20 protein-coding genes are annotated in these 15,899 nt (G+C 64.8%); 6 read left to right on the top strand and 14 right to left on the bottom strand.

Going from position 1 to position 15,899, the window contains the following annotated elements:
• Window positions 1-111: 111 nt before the first annotated feature.
• From EP007_RS05055 to EP007_RS05045, 3 genes are all read left to right on the top strand, one after another.
• A complete protein-coding gene (locus EP007_RS05055; RefSeq protein WP_128476617.1) occupies window positions 112-1,017 on the top strand; it encodes an acyltransferase in 906 nt (301 codons plus the stop codon).
• Between the two features lie 104 nt (window positions 1,018-1,121).
• Window positions 1,122-2,825, top strand: coding sequence for a sensor histidine kinase (locus EP007_RS05050; protein ID WP_128476616.1), 1,704 nt, complete (start codon window positions 1,122-1,124; stop codon window positions 2,823-2,825).
• Between the two features lie 58 nt (window positions 2,826-2,883).
• Window positions 2,884-3,840, top strand: coding sequence for an AEC family transporter (locus EP007_RS05045; RefSeq protein ID WP_128476615.1), 957 nt, complete (start codon window positions 2,884-2,886; stop codon window positions 3,838-3,840).
• Between the two features lie 50 nt (window positions 3,841-3,890).
• Here the strand turns inward: EP007_RS05045 and EP007_RS05040 are convergent, their stop codons facing one another.
• The 9 genes from EP007_RS05040 to EP007_RS17335 form a co-directional block, all read right to left on the bottom strand.
• The gene (locus tag EP007_RS05040; protein WP_128478502.1) at window positions 3,891-5,480 is read right to left on the bottom strand and encodes a bifunctional N(6)-L-threonylcarbamoyladenine synthase/serine/threonine protein kinase; all 1,590 of its coding nucleotides are present in this window, start codon (window positions 5,478-5,480) and stop codon (window positions 3,891-3,893) included.
• Window positions 5,481-5,576: 96 nt separating this feature from the next.
• Window positions 5,577-5,711: a 30S ribosomal protein S27ae gene (locus EP007_RS05035; protein WP_128476614.1), complete on the bottom strand. Its 135-nt coding sequence runs from the start codon at window positions 5,709-5,711 to the stop codon at window positions 5,577-5,579.
• Window positions 5,711-6,028, bottom strand: coding sequence for a 30S ribosomal protein S24e (locus EP007_RS05030; protein ID WP_128476613.1), 318 nt, complete (start codon window positions 6,026-6,028; stop codon window positions 5,711-5,713). The genes EP007_RS05035 and EP007_RS05030 overlap by 1 nt, the downstream gene beginning before the upstream one ends.
• Window positions 6,029-6,269: 241 nt before the next feature.
• Entirely contained in the window at window positions 6,270-6,791 is a 522-nt protein-coding gene (locus tag EP007_RS05025; protein WP_128478501.1) for a GTP-dependent dephospho-CoA kinase family protein, read from the bottom strand.
• A gap of 36 nt (window positions 6,792-6,827) precedes the next feature.
• Window positions 6,828-7,025, bottom strand: a complete 198-nt coding sequence (gene spt4 / locus EP007_RS05020) for a transcription elongation factor subunit Spt4 (RefSeq protein WP_128476612.1) — start codon at window positions 7,023-7,025, stop codon at window positions 6,828-6,830.
• Window positions 7,026-7,027: 2 nt separating this feature from the next.
• Window positions 7,028-7,600 (bottom strand): DNA-directed RNA polymerase, encoded by a 573-nt coding sequence (locus EP007_RS05015; RefSeq protein ID WP_128476611.1) that lies wholly within the window; start codon window positions 7,598-7,600, stop codon window positions 7,028-7,030.
• A 1-nt stretch (window position 7,601) separates the two neighbouring features.
• The gene (locus EP007_RS05010) at window positions 7,602-7,982 is read right to left on the bottom strand and encodes a DUF188 domain-containing protein (RefSeq protein WP_128476610.1); all 381 of its coding nucleotides are present in this window, start codon (window positions 7,980-7,982) and stop codon (window positions 7,602-7,604) included.
• Window positions 7,983-9,215, bottom strand: coding sequence for a translation initiation factor IF-2 subunit gamma (locus EP007_RS05005; protein WP_128476609.1), 1,233 nt, complete (start codon window positions 9,213-9,215; stop codon window positions 7,983-7,985).
• Window positions 9,216-9,361: 146 nt separating this feature from the next.
• A complete protein-coding gene (locus EP007_RS17335) occupies window positions 9,362-9,529 on the bottom strand; it encodes a hypothetical protein (RefSeq protein WP_166035444.1) in 168 nt (55 codons plus the stop codon).
• Between the two features lie 127 nt (window positions 9,530-9,656).
• On the opposite strand from EP007_RS17335, the gene EP007_RS05000 reads away from it, so the two are divergent.
• On the top strand, window positions 9,657-10,586 hold the full coding sequence (locus EP007_RS05000) for a winged helix-turn-helix domain-containing protein (protein ID WP_128476608.1): 930 nt from the start codon (window positions 9,657-9,659) through the stop codon (window positions 10,584-10,586).
• A 48-nt stretch (window positions 10,587-10,634) separates the two neighbouring features.
• On the opposite strand, the gene EP007_RS04995 is transcribed toward EP007_RS05000, so the two are convergent.
• The 3 genes from EP007_RS04995 to EP007_RS04985 form a co-directional block, all read right to left on the bottom strand.
• Window positions 10,635-10,910: a phage repressor protein gene (locus tag EP007_RS04995; protein WP_128476607.1), complete on the bottom strand. Its 276-nt coding sequence runs from the start codon at window positions 10,908-10,910 to the stop codon at window positions 10,635-10,637.
• A 127-nt stretch (window positions 10,911-11,037) separates the two neighbouring features.
• On the bottom strand, window positions 11,038-11,427 hold the full coding sequence (locus tag EP007_RS04990; RefSeq protein WP_128476606.1) for a DUF7383 domain-containing protein: 390 nt from the start codon (window positions 11,425-11,427) through the stop codon (window positions 11,038-11,040).
• Between the two features lie 52 nt (window positions 11,428-11,479).
• The gene (locus EP007_RS04985) at window positions 11,480-11,974 is read right to left on the bottom strand and encodes a hypothetical protein (RefSeq protein WP_128476605.1); all 495 of its coding nucleotides are present in this window, start codon (window positions 11,972-11,974) and stop codon (window positions 11,480-11,482) included.
• Window positions 11,975-12,029: 55 nt separating this feature from the next.
• Between EP007_RS04985 and EP007_RS04980 the strand changes: the two genes are divergently transcribed.
• Complete coding sequence (locus EP007_RS04980) at window positions 12,030-12,296, top strand: hypothetical protein (RefSeq protein WP_128476604.1); 267 nt, start codon at window positions 12,030-12,032, stop codon at window positions 12,294-12,296.
• Between the two features lie 149 nt (window positions 12,297-12,445).
• Window positions 12,446-13,783: a tRNA pseudouridine(54/55) synthase Pus10 gene (locus EP007_RS04975; RefSeq protein WP_128476603.1), complete on the top strand. Its 1,338-nt coding sequence runs from the start codon at window positions 12,446-12,448 to the stop codon at window positions 13,781-13,783.
• A gap of 71 nt (window positions 13,784-13,854) precedes the next feature.
• Here EP007_RS04975 and EP007_RS04970 read toward each other — a convergent pair whose 3' ends face one another.
• Entirely contained in the window at window positions 13,855-14,148 is a 294-nt protein-coding gene (locus EP007_RS04970) for a HalOD1 output domain-containing protein (protein ID WP_128476602.1), read from the bottom strand.
• Window positions 14,149-14,289: 141 nt separating this feature from the next.
• On the bottom strand, window positions 14,290-15,774 hold the full coding sequence (locus EP007_RS04965) for an MATE family efflux transporter (protein ID WP_208023543.1): 1,485 nt from the start codon (window positions 15,772-15,774) through the stop codon (window positions 14,290-14,292).
• Window positions 15,775-15,899 lie beyond the last annotated feature (125 nt).

The raw sequence follows: 15,899 nt of genomic DNA, 5'->3' as shown, positions 1-15,899 counted from the left end.
CTCCGCGCGCGGAGCGACCGACGCACGGCGGTTTCTGCACTCCCCGCCGCAACCAAAACCCCCATCACGTTACGATGACAAGTGGCGGTAAGTGACCACGGAGGACCCTGTATGACTAAACGATACGTGACCCTCCCGGACGAGATGGAGGCCTCGCTCGAAGCGTTCATCGCGGAGGTAGACCGGCGACTCGCCAGCGACGAGGATACCTGCGCGGTAGTCGAGGAGGTGTTGGTCGATCTCCACGGCGACCGGGAGGCCTACGACCGGTGGCAGGACGGCGAGGAGGTCTCGCCTGCCGAGACGGCGCGTCTACAGAGCTATGACCCGTGTAACGCGACGCTCGAAAGCGAATACTACGCCGAGAAAAACGAAGCGAAGTTCAAACAGTCCAAGCATATCCAGTGGCTCTGGCGGCAGTTCGACGCCACGCCGATGGCCGACAACGTGGAGTTCGCGCTCCGGTTCCGCGCGATGCTCGCCGACCACCTCTTTGCCGACTGCGGTGACAACTGTCGGTTCTTCAAGGGCATCACGTTCACCTACGGCCACAACATCACGATGGGCGACAACGTCGTCGTCCACGACGACGTGCATCTGGACGACCGCGGCGAGTTGGTCCTCGGCGACCGCGTCTCCGTCTCTGACTCGGCGCACGTCTACACCCACGACCACGACGTGGTTGACCAGACCCAAGTTGAGAACTACCGCACCGTCATCGGTGACGACGCCCGCATCACCTACGACTCGATGGTCCGGGCGGGCGTCCGCGTCGGGGAAAACGCCATCGTCGGCGCGAAGTCCATCGTCCAGCGCGACGTGCCCGACCACCACATCGCGGTCGGTCAACCGGCCAAGAGCGTGAAAATCAAGCCCGGTTGGGAGGAGGTGGCCGAACCGCTGGACACCGACGCGGAGACCGACAAGGAGAGTCGCCACATCGAGTACGAGATTCCCGACGACTTGGAGGTCTTCGACGAGTTTCAGCGCGACCTGAATCCGCCGGGCGAGGAGTAGCCTCCTCGTCCGAACGGCGGTTCTCCGTGACCGTAGATTTTCGAGGTTTCGTCCTCGAAAGGCAACCGCATGTTTAAGATGAAATGGTAGTTAGGTGGCAACAAATGGCGCTATTCGGCGTCGGATGGCAGTATCTCGGATACGTACTCGCGTACGGGTTCGCCACGCTCGGCTGCGGGGTCGCCGTCTTGCGAGCCCGGTACGTGACGGACGCCGACACGCGACGAGGGCTTCTGGCGCTTCTCGTCAGTAGCGGCGGCTGGGCCGGACTGGAACTCGCCTTTCTACTGGCTTCGACCCGACTGGCTCAGTACGTCGCGTACCTCCTCAGCCTCGTCGTCGGGCTAACCACTGTCGGGGCGTGGCTGTACTTCTGTTCGGCGTACACCGGACGGTCGTTTCACAGGAGCGTCGGCTACCGTCGGGCGGCCGTGGCGGTGTACGCGTTCATCGTCGCGGTAAAGGTCACGAACCCGCTGCACGGACTCTACTTCACTACCGAGATTGCGACGACACCGTTCCCGCACCTGTCGATTCACCACCAGACGTTTCACTGGGTCGTCTCGGGGCTTTCCTACGCCCTCGTCGCGGTCGGGTTCTTCATGCTCTACGAACTGTTCCTCGAAGCCGACTACGACACGCGGTCGCTCGGTGCCGTCGTCGCCGCGACCGGTCTCCCCGTGGCGTTCGACATTGTGGGATTTGCGAGTCCGGCTCTCGTCGATATCAACTACGAACCCCTCGGGGTCGCCATCTTCGCGCTCGGCGTGCTGTACGTCTTCGAGGACAAGTTCCTCGCGGTTCAACTCACGGACGGCGTTGACGCACCGGTCGTGTATCTCGACAGCGAGGACCGTATTCGGGACTACAACGGAGGCGCTCGCACCCTGTTCCCGGCGCTTGAGGGCGCGACCGGCAAACCGCTGGCCGCCGTCCTCCCGGACCTCGCCGCGCGGGTCGGAGCCGCCGACAGTGACACGGACACCAACACTGACGCAGAAACCGATGCCGACCCCGTCTTGGAGCGGCGAGGAGACGGTGAGTCGCAGTATTACCTCGTCAGCGACACCGCGTTCACGCTCGGGCAGGCCGACATCGGGCGGATGGTCGTTGTCAGCGACGTGACCGAGACCGAACGCCGCCGCCGGGAGTTGGAGCGCCAGAACGACCAGCTCGAAGGCTTCGCCGCGGCCATCAGACACGAACTGCTCAACACGCTCCAAATCGTCGGCGGTCGAGTGGGACTGGCCGGTCGTGCGTTAGAGGACGGTAATCTACAGGGTGCGCGGGAGTCGTTACAGACCGCCTCGCACGCGGCCGACCGCATGACGACTATCGTCGGCGACCTCTCGGACCTCGCAAGACACGGCCAAACGCTAGAGGAGACCAGCCGCCTCGACTTCTCGACGGTCGTGAACTCCGGGTGGAGCGCGGCCGCCCCGGACGACATCGCGCTCTCCGTTGAGGGCCGCGGCACGCTACGGGCCGAGGAATCCCGGCTCGAAGACCTCTTCGAGAGCGCCTTCTCCTTTGTGGCCCACAACGGTGCTTCCGAGGTGACCGTTTGCCTCCGCGACGACGGCTTCGTTGTCGCTGACGACGGCGAACCGCCACCGGACGACACGGAGCCGTTCTTCGAGTACGGCGTCTCGGCACCCGACCCGGAAGTTGGCATGGCGCTGCCGAACGTCAGGACGCTCGCGCGCGTCCACGGCTGGGAGGTCACTATCGACACCGAGTACCGCGAGGGCGTCCGCCTCGTCGTCTCCGGCGTCGCCGTCGAGCGCAAACAGACACGGTCCGCGTGACCGACCCGTCTCGCCGCCTCCGACACTTTTGTAACGGCTACCCGCCACCCTACCAGACGTGTCACTCGTCTCCGCGCTCGGGTCCGCTATCCTGCCGGTCCTGTCGGTCGCGGCGGTCGGCTTCCTGCTCGGGAAGACCCGCGACGTGAACGTGGACTCGCTCGGAACTATCACCATCTACGTGCTGACGCCCGCGCTCATCTTCCACAGCCTCGCCACGTCCGAAATCTCGGGCGGACTGGCGGCGAAACTCGTCTTCGGGGTCGCGCTGTTCACAGTGGTGATGGTCCTGCTCGCGGAAGTCGTCGGCCGACTGCTCGGCGAGACCGAACCCGTACTGGGCGCGCTAGTCCTCTCGTCGTCGTTTCCGAACGCGGGCAACTACGGCATCCCGCTGTCGGCGTTCGCGTTCGGCGCGGTCGGACGCTCGACGGCGGTCCTCTACATCGCGGGCCAGTCGCTGTTGATGTACACAGTCGGCGTCTACCTCGCCTCGCGCGGCGAGGGGACCGACCTGCGCTCGGCCGCGGTCGAGGTGTTTCGCCTGCCGCTGGTCTACGCCGTCGTCGCGGCGTGGCTGGCGCGCTGGTTCGGCGTCGTCCCCGCCAGCGATACCGCGGCGATGGAGACGCTGAAACTGGTCGGCGACTCGGCTATTCCGGTGATGTTGCTGATGCTCGGCATCCAACTGGCCAACACGAAACACGGCGCGGCCGTTTCGCGGGTCGGCGTCTCGAACGGTCTCAAACTCGTCGTCGCGCCGCTGGTGGGCGTCGGCGTCGCCCTCCTGCTGGGTCTCGGGTCGAACCCGGCGGTCGCCCGCGTGTTCATCTTGGAGTGTGGGATGCCCGCGGCGGTCACGCCGCTGATTCTGTCCATCGAGTACGATTCGGGCGGCGACGGCAGACTGACCGGGCCGGAGTACGTGAGCACGGCCATCTTCACCAGCACCGTGGCCAGCGTGGTGACGCTGACGGGACTGATAGCCCTGCTACAGTCCGGACTGCTGGTTTGACTCGCCGTCGCTTCTCATACTGCTAAAACGTCCGAATCGCCGAGCGCGAACTACTGGTACCGACCGCGCCCTTCGACTTCCCGGAGGCGGTCGAGGACCGCCTCGTCGCCGACCTCGGCGTAGGCGTCCTCGAAGGTCTGGCGGAGCGAGTCGGCGTTGTCCGACGTTCCCGCGAGACTCTGGCCGAAGACGTGGAGGTCCATCGCGTAGTCCTCGTCGTCGTCGGTGTTGTATCCCAGTCCGAAGTCGATGAGGAAGGTCCGCTTTGGTCCGACCCGGACGTTTCGCGTGGTGGGGTCGCCGTGGACGAACCCCGCGCGGTGAATCGCGGCGAGGTGTCGCGCCACGTCGCGCACGCGCTCGGTCGTGAGTCCGTCCCGTAGGTCAGCCTCGCCAACGCACTCGAAGACTATCACGCCCTCCTCGGGGTCCACGTCGTAAACCACCGGCGTCGGCACGCCGTGCCTGCGGGCCTCGCTGGTGAGGCGCGCTTCGAGGACCGTCCGGTCGCGCCGGAGTCGCGCGTCGAGTTCCGGGTGGCGGTAGCTCTTGGGCAGGCGGCGCTTCGTGACACGCTCGTCACCGATTTCGACCGTCGCCTCCGCGCCCTGCACTTCGGTCCCCTCGTCGCGCCGGACCGCGACGGATTCGTCGTCTGCGCGCCAACTGACCGGCACTTGGTCCGGCCGGAAGTTCGGGTCCACGGCCGAGGCCCCGATTTCGAGGGTGTCGCCCGTGCGGGCCATCTCTGCGCCCAGCACCGCAATCATCCCGGCGTTGTCCCGGAGGAAGCGCGGGTCCGGCGCGTAGAAGTCCGCGCCGCGCTGGTCGCACATCTCCCGCAACATCTCCCGGAGGCGGGCGTTCTGTCCGACGCCGCCGCCGAGGACGAGTTCGTCGCTCCCGGTCAGCGAGAGCGCGCGCTCCGCGACCTCCGTGAGCATGGCGAAGACGGTCTCCTGAAGGGAGTAACACACGTCTTCGACCGGAACGCCGTCGTCGTAGGCGTCTTTCGCGGCGCTCATGATGCCCGAGAACGAGAAGTCCATCCCCTTGACGACGTAGGGCAGTTCGGTGTACTCGCCGTCGGCCGCGGCCTCCTCGACCTTCGGCCCGCCGGGGTGGGACCACCCGACGTGACGAGTGAACTTGTCGATGGCGTTGCCGACGCCGGTGTCCATCGTCTCGCCGAGGACGCGATACCGACCGTTCCGGTAGCCCAGTACGTGGGCGTTCGCGCCCGAGGCGTTCAGACAGACCGGCGAGTCGAAGCCCGACTGCTGGCGGCCGATTTCGAGGTGCGCGACCATGTGGTTGACGCCGACGAGGGGCACGTCCAACGTCTGGGCCAGCGCGCGCGCGGCGGTACCGACCGTCCGTAGGCAGGGACCGAGACCGGGACCGCGCGAGAACGCGACGGCGTCTATCGGACCGTCGGCCGCCTCCAAGGCCGTCTCGACGACCTCGGGGACGGCGTCGCTCATGTGTTCAGCGGCCTCGCGCGGGTGAATGCCGCCGCTCTCGGGTTGGTAGGCGTCGGTCTCGATAAAAATACCGTCGGGGTCAGTTGCGGCCGTTTCGTCGTCGTACACCGCCGCACTGGCCGCCCACGCTGTGCCCTCGATGCCGAGGACGCGCATTCGCTTGCTCACGGCTCCTGCTCGCGGGAACGAGGCCCGCTCGCTGTCGCCGTTCGCTTTTTCACGATGCACCTCACCTTCGGTCGGTGCATCGCCCTACTTCCACTCGGTGTAGCCACACCGGCCGCAGTGGAGGCGGTCGCCGTGGTCGGCGAGGAACGCGTCGCCACACCGGGTACACTGCTCTTTGTCGGTGGTGCCGTCGTCGTTGTAGAACTCGTTGCGCGCCATTATTCAGCCTCCTCCGCCTCGGCTTCGGCGTCGGTGTCCGCGGCAATCTTGTTGCGTTCGAGCATGTACTCCTGCTCGACATCGCGGGCGTGTTCGGGGCTGTCGTAGACCTTCGCGTAGCCGACGGTCTTTCGCATTCCGAACTTGGTGTTCATTTCGTGGACGACGACCTCGCTGGAGTCCTTGTCGAGCTTGGCCGCGAGGCTGTCGCGGACCGACAAGCGCGAAGGGGTCGATTCGTCGTGAACTATCTGGAACCGCACTTCGGACCGGTGGAGCATCGGATTCTGCTCCTCGGAGAGGATTTCGACTTCCATGTGTATCGCTCAGTTACTCACTACTTGGCCACGTAGCCTGTAAAAGGATTACGAACGACGCTACGACCTTTTCCAGCGGTCGGAAATTCGCCTTTGGCGAATTTCCTTCCTTACAAACGCTCGACCAAAAACACGTCGTCACCCCCTCAGGAGCGCTGTCGGCGCTCCTTCGAGGGTTCCTCGGTCCGCTCGCTCACGTTCGTTCGCTCGCGGTAGAACTGCTGGACTCGAAAAACGGCCGCTACGTCGCGTCCAATATCTCGAACAGCGCCGTCGAATCGCCGTCCATCCGGCCCAAGAGATCGCGCATCTCGGCCTTCGCCTCGTCGGTGACTTCCGCGAGGACCATTCCCTCGTCGGGTTGGCCGTAGACGACGCTCGTGCCGAGCGGCGCGGCCGCGATTGCCGGGAGGGTCACGAGGTCCTCCTCGCCGTCCACGACGATGACCGTGGGTTCGGGGTCCACGATGGCTTCCCCGAGGGTTTCGACCATCTCGCGGGAGACGGCTCCGGCGGGGTTCTCGACGCGGACCTCGCGCGCCTCGCGGCCGAGGCGCGCGACGCCCTCGGCCACGCTGTCTTCGACTTCCTCACGCTTAGTCAGGCCGTCCACGACGGCCACGTCCGGGGCGACTCCGGCACGTTCGAGGTGGTAGGTCACCACGTCGCCGACGGCGACGAGCGGTCCGTCGCCTGCCTCGTCCAGCAGGCGCTCGGCGTCGGTGAAAATCGGACCCATCGGTTCCTTGAGTTCTCCGCGCATCTCCGCGGGGAGCGTGACGAGAACGTCCACGGGAGCTTATCGGACCTTCAGCGCGTACTTTCCGGCTTTCGTCACTTCCATCTCCTCGGCGATTTCGCTCTCGTCGGGATGGGCGATAATGACGTACCCGGCCCAGTCCTCGGTGAGACTGGTCGAGCCACAGATGGGACAGGTGTCCTCGTCGGGGTCGGCCACGGCGTGACATTCGCGGCAGGCGAGACGGTCACTGGCCATCGTTACTCACTCTCTGTGGTCGCTTGTCGCTTCTCGCGCTCCTCTTTGAGCCAACCGTGCTTGCCGAGACCGACCTGCTTTGCGGTAAGCCCGATTTTGCTCTCGCGCGGATTCCGTTCGTCGATACTCTTCGTGACGATGCGCGCCCGCACCGAGTCGCCGACGCCGAGCGTGCGGTTCGACTCGCGGGAGGCGAGCATCTGGCCCTCTTCGTCGTAGGCGAGGTACTCGTCGGAAATCTGGGAGACGTGGAGCAGGCCGTCAACCGGTCCGATACCGACGAAGGCACCGAAGCTGACCACTTCCACGATCTCTCCGTCCACGACTTCCTGCATCTTGGGGTCGAAGGTGACCGCGTCGAACTCCGCTTCGTAGTAGACGCCCGGCCGGTTCGGAAGCACCGCGCCGTCGCCGATGTCGTTGACGTTCACGACACTGACGACGCTTCCAACGTCTTCGTCCATTCGACCCTCTAACTTGTCCTGCAGCAGCTTCTTCACTAGATTCGGCGTCACGTCCGCGAGGTGTTCTGGGGGGACCTCGACCGTATCCTTGAGTCTGACCCGTTTGTACATGCTAAGGTTTGCTAATTGCGAGTTTGTTCCGGCCCCTTATATGAATTACCGGTGCGCCCGCGTCGAGCAGACGCTTCTTGAGGGGACCGTCGTTCGTGACGACGTAGTCGAACTCGGGGGCGAGTTCGACGAGTACGTCGTCTGCGTACGATGCTTCGTGTTCGACGACTCGACACCGCTCGGTCGCCAAGTCCGCGCCGACGCTGGCCGCGACGGCCTCCGCGCTCGCGCCGTCCGAGAGCTTCGACAGTTCCTCGCAGACCGCGCGCGGAACCGCGCACTCGAACTCGCCCAGCAGGCGCTCTAGCTCCTCGAAAACCCGTACGTCGGCTTCGACGGGCATCATGAGCGCGCTGGTGTCCATGGCGACCGTATCGACCATCTATCCGGTGAGGGTGCCGACCCCGATGAGCCGCCAGCGAGCGCCGATGCGGCGGTTGATGGCGATCTGGGCACCTTCGGGCGCACAGACGGGGCGCTTGAGCGCGACCTCGCACTCGCCTTCGCGGGCGCTGGTCACGGAGCCGACCGTCGTCGCGGTGCCGATGGTGAGCATCAGCGGTTCGCCGGTCGAGATGTCGTCGATGTCCTGATCGTCAAGTCCGACGAGGCGTTCGAGCAGGTCCACTTCCATCGTGAACTTCTCCCACGTCGGTGGGAGCGTGCCGGGCGTTCCGGCGACCTGTCCCGCCAGCGCGTCGCCCTTCGTCAGACTCGGGTCGAGACCCGTGCCGACGCCGAGCAGACCGCCGGGCGTCACCTCTTCGACCGTGTCGCTGCCCGCCTGAAGCGAGCGCACGTCGGTCTCGATGGACTCCCAGCGCGTTTCTCCGCCCTCTTCGACCTCGCGGCCGGGGCGAAGCTCGATTTCGTCGCCGTCGGTCAGTTTGCCTTCGACCAGACTGCCGCCGAGGACGCCGCCGACGAGACCGTCCCACTCCGTGCCGGGGCGGTTGATGTCGAAGCTTCGGGCGACGTGCATCCGCGGGTCCGCGTCCGGGTCGCGCTCGGGCGTGGGAATCTCGTCTTCGACCGCCTGAATCAGGAGGTCGATGTTGACCTCCTGCTGGGCCGAGATGGGGACGACCGGCGCGTCTTCGGCGACGGTTCCCTCCACGAACTCCTGAATCTCCTCGTAGTTGCGCTCGGCCTGCTCGCGGTCAACGAGATCGACCTTGTTCTGTGCGATGACGATGTTCTCGATGCCGATGATGTCCAGCGCCATCAGGTGCTCTTCGGTCTGGGCCTGCGGGACGGGGTCGGTCGCAGAAACGACCAACACCGCGCCGTCCATGATGGCCGCGCCCGAAAGCATCGTCGCCATTAGCGTCTCGTGGCCCGGTGCGTCCACGAACGAGACAGTCCGGAGCGGCTCGCTCTCGCTGCCGTCGGGGCACGTCTCGTCTACCGTGTATCGCTCTGGCTCGTCGAGGTCCGGACACTGCCGGAACGTGGCGTCTGCGTACCCGAGCCGGATGGAGATGCCACGCTTCATCTCCTCGGAGTGTTGGTCGGTCCATTCGCCGGAAAGCGCCTGCACGAGCGTCGTCTTTCCGTGGTCTACGTGACCGACCAGTCCGATGTTCACCTCCGGTTGGGCGTAATTTCCTGTCAAAGTTGACCTCCTGAAGTAATTCTACTGGAAGATTCGCCCCGAGCGAGTGATAAACCTACTGTTCTCGGTCCGGGGTGAGCGCGCCGCTGAGACCCGTGGCGTCGGTTCACATGCGCTCTCCTCGGCGCTACCTCGGAGTGCGTGTCTCACGGAGTCGTACTCCGCGTCTGTCGGCGGTACACGTCGTAAAGGACGCCCACCGTGATGACGCTCCCGGCGGCCACGATGAGTATGTCCTCCCGGCTGTCGAACGGGCCGGTCGGCTCCGATATGGCGGTCTCCGCTGGCCGACGCATTCGGTCGTTGAGGGCCATGTTGTACTCCGAGAGACGACGACGACGCGCGCCAGCATACGGATTTCGGCCGCGAGGTGCGAATAGAGGCGGAACAAAAATACGGTCACGGCAACACTTTAGCCGGATGCCGCCCCAACGTGTTCCCATGAGCGAGACGAGCGGGCCGAACGCGACGCTGGGAGACTGCGAGGACTGCGTGGCCCCGGCCGAGGCGTTCTCGGTCATCGCCAACGAGACGCGACTGTCGATTCTGGAGGCGCTCTGGCAGGCATCCGACCGACCGGTAAGCTTCACCGAACTCCGACGCGACGTTGGAATGTCCGACAGCGCGCAGTTCAACTACCACCTCAAGCAACTCACCGACCACTTCGTGGTCCAGACCGACGACGGCTACGACTTCCGGCAGGCCGGAAAGAAAGTCGTCCGCGCGATTCTGGCCGGGTCGTTCAACGAACATCCCGAGATGGGACCGTTCGAAATCGACAGCACCTGCGCGAAGTGCGGCGAGGGCTTGCGGGCGCACTACCGCGACGAGATGTTGGCCATCGAGTGCGCCGACTGCGGGAAGAACCACGGCCAGTACCCCTTCCCGCCGGGCGGGCTGAACGACCGCACCCGCGAAGAGATTATGGACGCGTTCAACCAGCGCGTGCGCCATCTCCACTGCCTCGCCGCCGACGGCGTCTGCCCGGAGTGCAACGGCCGGATGACAACCACCGTCACGCGCGACGCGGAGGACTACCTCGGACTGGCGGTCCGCGTGGACCACGAGTGCGAGCAGTGTCGCCACCAGCTCTACTCGGCGGTGGGACTCTCCCTCCTCGACCAGTCGGACGTGGTGACGTTCCACCGCGAACACGGCGTGGACCTCTGTACGACGCCGTACTGGGACCTCGCGTGGTGTGTCACCGACGAGCAGACGACCATTCTCTCGGAGGAGCCGTGGGAGATTCTGGTCGAGATTCCGCTAGACGAGGAAGTGCTGTCGGTGACCCTCGATGGCGAGTTGAACGTCATCGGACTCAACCGGTCGTGTCGCGCGTCCGCCGACGGCCCGCAGGCGATTTCGGACTGAACGACCACCCGCTACCGGATACCTCCGAGAAACCGTGGTTCGACGCCGCTACCCGTCTTCCAGACTGCCAGCGTCGAACTCGCCGTCGAGGTACCGCTCGCCGAGGTCGGTGATAGTGTAGGTGCCGCCACCGACGTTCTCCAGCAAGCCGTGGTCGTCGAGCGCGCGACAGCGCATCCCGAGGTGATTGGTCGAGTAGCCGAGGTCGTCGCCGATGTCGGCCAGTCGGTCGCGGATAGCCGACGGCGGGAAGTTACCGTTCTCGCGCAGAAATTCGAGGATTCGCTCGTCGGCCTGCGTGAGCCAGTTAGCGTGCTTGCGCATAGTCGAACCCACTGTTCCGTGCCGAGGCGTATATACCTACTCGTCTGAGCAACGTGGAGATTGGTCTCTGGCGGCGAACCGGCGAACGACTGCTAGCGGCGGTTCGGCCGCACCGACCAGAGCCGCCCTACTCCACGGGTTCGCGCCAGTGAATCGTGACGTTGTTCACCGCGAAACTGTCGTCGGTGTCGTCGTCGCGGACGACTCGCAGGCTATTCGCGCCCTCGACCAGTTCGGTCTCGATAATCGCGTCCTCCCAGTACTGCCACCCGTCCGCTGGCGGCACGTCGAACCCGCCGAGCGAGTCGCCGTTGATTCGCAGTTCGTGGCCGTATTCGCCCACGCGGAACGCCTGCAAGCCGACGTAGGGTTCGGCGGCGCGGTCGGTCGGCACCGTGAACTCCGCCTCCGCCGTCGCGTCGCCGACGTACTCCGCCCACGGCACGTCCAGCACGCCTTCGTCCGGTCCGAGGGCGGCGCTCACGTTCACCAGCGCGTAGTTGGCGCGATAGGGCATGGGTGCCCCACGACGCGCGCCCCCAAATTCGTACGTGATATCGATTCGATTACTATTCTGCCTGCGATCCGTCTAAGCGAGACGGAACTACCGGATACCACGGTCTCGTTCCGTTTGAATAGTGTTGATACATCTTGACGACCAATGTTGGAGTTCCACCAATCAGTAGTACGTATCCCAGTGTTTCGAGACCGGCCGCGAAACTAGCGGCGAGGCAGCCAATAGCCCCGACAACCAATAGAGATTTTAGCGCTATTGTCCAGCGGAGCGCACGTTTACCCTCCTCAGCGTCAAGTTCGTCGAGATGCACCGGCGTCCACTCGACGGGTTCCCATGGGAAGTACCCGTACTGAATATCTCGAGCACTCGATGTAAGTGCATACAGTATGATGAATACAACTAATACTACCGATATAAACTCGTTGTCAGACCGATAAATTAGGCTAACGACGTACAACGCTAGGGTGACCGCGGTTACGCGACCGAGGACTCTCCCGAGCGCGACGCCATTCCACGTTGTTTTCTCGTCTTCATTGGGCACGGACATACGGTAGCTCTTTAGCTACGGTTGGATTTAGTCCTCTAGGAACTGGCAGTCGTTCGTGACGCCAGCGCAGATAGCTGCAGTTCCGGCAGCACAGGACAACGTTCCGGCGTTTGCAACAATATACGTACAGAACGCCGCCACTGCAGCCCCGGCGGTGGGGCTGAACACGGACGATGCAAATGCTGCTGAAACGCATGTTGAGTACGAGAGAGTGGCTGCGCCAGCACAGGCGATACCGACAACGGTCGCACATCCCCAGCAGGTGAATCCGCCGTTACCGGTAGGGGTGACGGTTGGTGTATTAATTACTGAAGGTCATTAAAGCTTACTATTACAAATAAATATGGCCAATAATGTTATTTTATTCACATAAGTCGTCTCTGATAGTGCACAACAGTAGCAGTCACAGCATTTAGTTTGGATCAACGCAAATGAGAAACCCGTTTAGGTCCCGACCCCCATCTTTCCAACATGACCATCCTCAAAGACGCCCGCCGCGTCGCGGCGAACGGTCCCGTCTGCGATGCCTGTCTGGGCCGGTGTTTCGCCGACCGGAGTTTCGGGCTGACCAACGCCGAGCGCGGCCGCTCGCTCCGCATCACGGCCGCACTCGAAGACGACGACCCTTACGAACCCACTGACCCCGAGACCTGCTGGGTCTGCGAGGGCGAGAGCCAGCGCTTCGACGAGTACGCCGAGAAGGTCGCCGAGAGCCTCGAAGGCTGGAACTTCGCCACCTATCAGGTCGGGACGCGCACTCCGCCGCTGTTCGAAGAGAACGAGGCGCTGCTCCGCGAGTCGGCGGACCTGCCCGAGGACGCGGGCGAGTCGTTCAAATCGGAGTTCAACCGCGAGGTCGGCAAGCGCGTCGGCCGGATGACCGACGCCGAGGTGGACTTCGGGCGGCCCGACGTGCTGGCCCTCCTCAACGTGGACCCAGAGCGCAATGAACTCTCGGACCACGCCGTCGAGGTGCAGGTCAACTCGGCGTTCGTCTACGGCCGCTACCGGAAACTGGAGCGCGACATCCCCCAAACCGAGTGGCCCTGCCGGGAGTGTGGCGGCACCGGCAAGCAACTCGCGGAGGGCGGCGGCGAGGAAGCCTGTGACCACTGCGGCGGGTCGGGCTATCTCTACGACGAGAGCGTCGAGCAGTTGACGACGCCGCCGGTCTTGGAGGCGATGGACGGGGGCGAGGCGCTGTTCCACGGCGCGGGCCGCGAGGACGTGGACGCCCTGATGCTCGACACGGGCCGCCCGTTCGTCATCGAGGTCAAGCGCCCGCGGAAGCGCGACGTGGACACCGACGCGCTCGAAACCGAAATCAACGAGTTCGCCGACGGGAAGGCCGAAGTCACCGACCTGACGCTGGCGACCCACGAGATGGTCGAGCGCGTCAAGGAACTCGACGCGAGCAAGACCTACCGGATGGACGTGGAGTTCGAGAGCGACGTGACCGCTGCCGACCTCGACGAGGCCGTCACGGAACTCCGTGGAACCACGATTGAACAGGACACGCCCCAGCGCGTGGACCACCGCCGGGCGAGCATCACGCGGACCCGAACCGTGTACGACATCGAGGGCCACCTCAAAGACGAGCGCCACGCGGAACTCGAAGTCCACGGCGAAGGCGGCCTTTACGTCAAGGAACTCGTCTCGGGCGACGAAGGCCGGACGACGCCGAGTCTCGCGGGACTGCTCGGCGTCGATGCCGTGGTCACGGCGCTCGACGTAGTTGTCGTCGAGGGCGAGGACGAACCGTTCGCTGACCCCGAGTATCTGAAGGAAGCGCCGCCCGACTCGCCGTAACTCGCGGGTGTCGGCCGGGAGACGCCGACTCGTGGAAGAGGTGACAGACAGACACCATATTCTCCCGGCAGTCACTCGGCGGACGAAACCGCGATGGTACCGTCGGCGCGGACGCGAACCGCGTATCGTTCGACCGTGAACGCGAACTCCCACTCGCTGTCGGCGCTCGTCCGGTACAGGTCCTCTATCGCCTCTACGTCCACGCAGTCGTAGAGTCGAACGTCGAGGTCGGACGGCGCGACTCCCTCGACCGCGGCGAGTGCGGTGTAAATTGACCGGCTTATCGGCTCGGAACCGTCGGGTTCGTGTCGCGTTCGGTAGAGCGTCGGGGCGTCCGCGTCGGAGGAGGTCGTTGCGATTGCCATAGTTTCTGTACGATTGTCAACCGTATCAAACACCGGCAGACGACCGTCAGACGCGCGTCTTGTGCCATCGGCGTCGAAATGAAATCGCCGCGTTCGCCGCGCGAACGCGGCGACGCTCTCGCGTCGGTCGCACCGATTCGATCAGTCGTCGGCCGACGCACCCGGCCGGAACTCCCGACTGATGGCCTTCCACTTGCCGGTGGCGAATCGGTGATAGTTGATGAGCGCCGGGATCGTCGTCTCGGCGACGAACGAGAGGTAGAGACCCACCAGTCCGAGCGACGTGGTCGCACCGAGATACGCGACGGGGATGGCGACGCCGAACATCCCGAGGAGTTGACTGTAGAACGTCCAGCGCGTGTCGCCGCTGGCGTCGAGCGGTCCTGCGGTGGCAGACTTGACACCCTGTGCGACGGCGGCGACGCAGGCCGCGTACACCAGCGCGACGGCGACCGGAATCGTCGCGTCGCCGCTCTCACCGACGAACAGGCCGACGATGGGTTCGGCGAAGAGACCAACGAGAATCGCCGCGACGACGTAGGTTGCGACCGAGAAGGCAACGATGTCGCGGGCGTAGGCCTCCGCTTCCAGTTCGTTGCCCTCGCCGAGTTCCTGCCCGACGAGACTGCTGGAGGCGAGTCCGAAGCCCCAACCGGGCGTGTTCATCAGCCCCCAGATGCGCCGTGCGATGACGTAGGCGGCGACGACGCTCGGGCCGAACAGGCCGACGATGGCCAGCATGGGGAACTTGGCGACCGTCCAGACGCCGTTTCGACCGACGACCGGGAGACCGATGCGCACCAAGTCCGCGACAGTCTCGCGGTCGTAGTAGGTGCCCGCCGGACTCACCTGCACGGGGAGGTCGCCGAGACCGGGGAGTCGTCCAGCGACGAGACCTGCGAGGAACGTCCCCGTGACGAGGACGTTCGACAGCACGGTTCCCACCGCGGCCCCGGTGACGCCCATGCCGAACCCGAAGATGAGAACCCCGCTCAGGACGATATTGGCGAGCGCGCCGCCGCCGCGGACTATCATCGGCGTCCACGAGTCATCCGCGCCGATGTAGATGCGGCTTCCCACGAGATTGAGCGCCGCGAAGGGGACGCCGACCGAGAGAATTCGGAGGTAGGTCGCACCGAGTTCGATGGCTCGCGGGTCGTCGGTCATGACCGAGATGAGTCGGACGGGAGCGAGCAAGAAGGCCGCCGCGACTGGGAGCGAGACAGCGAGGACAACGAGCGCGCTGGCCCGGACCGCGAGCGCGAGGTCGTCGTAGGCCTCCGCGCCGAACCGCTGGGAGACCAGCGCGATGGTCCCGCCAGCGAGACCGCCGCCCAGCGAGAACGCGACGCCCCAGTAGGGACTGGCGAAGCCGATTCCGGCGATGGCGACGGGTCCGACCGCCAGTCCGACCATCGCCACGTCCACGGCGTTTTTCGACATGCGCGCGAGACCGGTGACGATGCGGGGCCACGCGAGGTCGGTCGTCCGGCGAACTCGCTCCGAAGAGACGAGACCGACGCGCGCGAGCGCGTGGCCGACCGCGAGGATGAGCAGTCGCACGGGGTTCGGGAAGCGTCGCACGTTGGTTGACCTATTTCGAATCGAAAGTAAAGTAGTTTTCATCTGTGGCGACTGGCGAGCGAGCTTCCACGCCGGTTCGAGTCCATCGAAAGAGCCAATTACTCCGACGCGGATTTCGAGAGCGTGTTCGGAGTAGACGAGGCCGGGAAGGGACCGGTGCTGGGGTC

Source organism: Halorussus pelagicus, from assembly GCF_004087835.1.
In the GTDB taxonomy this organism is placed as follows: Archaea; Halobacteriota; Halobacteria; order Halobacteriales; family Haladaptataceae; genus Halorussus; species Halorussus pelagicus.
This window is presented reverse-complemented; position numbering and strand designations above follow the sequence as displayed.

Bases quoted from the DNA above. Each gene is read 5' to 3' on its own strand.
- EP007_RS05055 (WP_128476617.1), top strand. From the start codon at position 112: ATGACTAAACGATACGTGACCCTCCCGGACGAGATGGAGGCCTCGCTC.
- EP007_RS05050 (WP_128476616.1), top strand. From the start codon at position 1,122: ATGGCGCTATTCGGCGTCGGATGGCAGTATCTCGGATACGTACTCGCG.
- EP007_RS05040 (WP_128478502.1), bottom strand. From the start codon at position 5,480: ATGCGCGTCCTCGGCATCGAGGGCACAGCGTGGGCGGCCAGTGCGGCG.
- EP007_RS05035 (WP_128476614.1), bottom strand. From the start codon at position 5,711: ATGGCGCGCAACGAGTTCTACAACGACGACGGCACCACCGACAAAGAG.
- EP007_RS05030 (WP_128476613.1), bottom strand. From the start codon at position 6,028: ATGGAAGTCGAAATCCTCTCCGAGGAGCAGAATCCGATGCTCCACCGG.
- EP007_RS05025 (WP_128478501.1), bottom strand. From the start codon at position 6,791: ATGCGCGGAGAACTCAAGGAACCGATGGGTCCGATTTTCACCGACGCC.
- spt4 (WP_128476612.1), bottom strand. From the start codon at position 7,025: ATGGCCAGTGACCGTCTCGCCTGCCGCGAATGTCACGCCGTGGCCGAC.
- EP007_RS05015 (WP_128476611.1), bottom strand. From the start codon at position 7,600: ATGTACAAACGGGTCAGACTCAAGGATACGGTCGAGGTCCCCCCAGAA.
- EP007_RS05010 (WP_128476610.1), bottom strand. From the start codon at position 7,982: ATGGTCGATACGGTCGCCATGGACACCAGCGCGCTCATGATGCCCGTC.
- EP007_RS17335 (WP_166035444.1), bottom strand. From the start codon at position 9,529: ATGGCCCTCAACGACCGAATGCGTCGGCCAGCGGAGACCGCCATATCG.
- EP007_RS05000 (WP_128476608.1), top strand. From the start codon at position 9,657: ATGAGCGAGACGAGCGGGCCGAACGCGACGCTGGGAGACTGCGAGGAC.
- EP007_RS04995 (WP_128476607.1), bottom strand. From the start codon at position 10,910: ATGCGCAAGCACGCTAACTGGCTCACGCAGGCCGACGAGCGAATCCTC.
- EP007_RS04990 (WP_128476606.1), bottom strand. From the start codon at position 11,427: ATGCCCTATCGCGCCAACTACGCGCTGGTGAACGTGAGCGCCGCCCTC.
- EP007_RS04985 (WP_128476605.1), bottom strand. From the start codon at position 11,974: ATGTCCGTGCCCAATGAAGACGAGAAAACAACGTGGAATGGCGTCGCG.
- EP007_RS04975 (WP_128476603.1), top strand. From the start codon at position 12,446: ATGACCATCCTCAAAGACGCCCGCCGCGTCGCGGCGAACGGTCCCGTC.
- EP007_RS04970 (WP_128476602.1), bottom strand. From the start codon at position 14,148: ATGGCAATCGCAACGACCTCCTCCGACGCGGACGCCCCGACGCTCTAC.
- EP007_RS04965 (WP_208023543.1), bottom strand. From the start codon at position 15,774: ATGAAAACTACTTTACTTTCGATTCGAAATAGGTCAACCAACGTGCGA.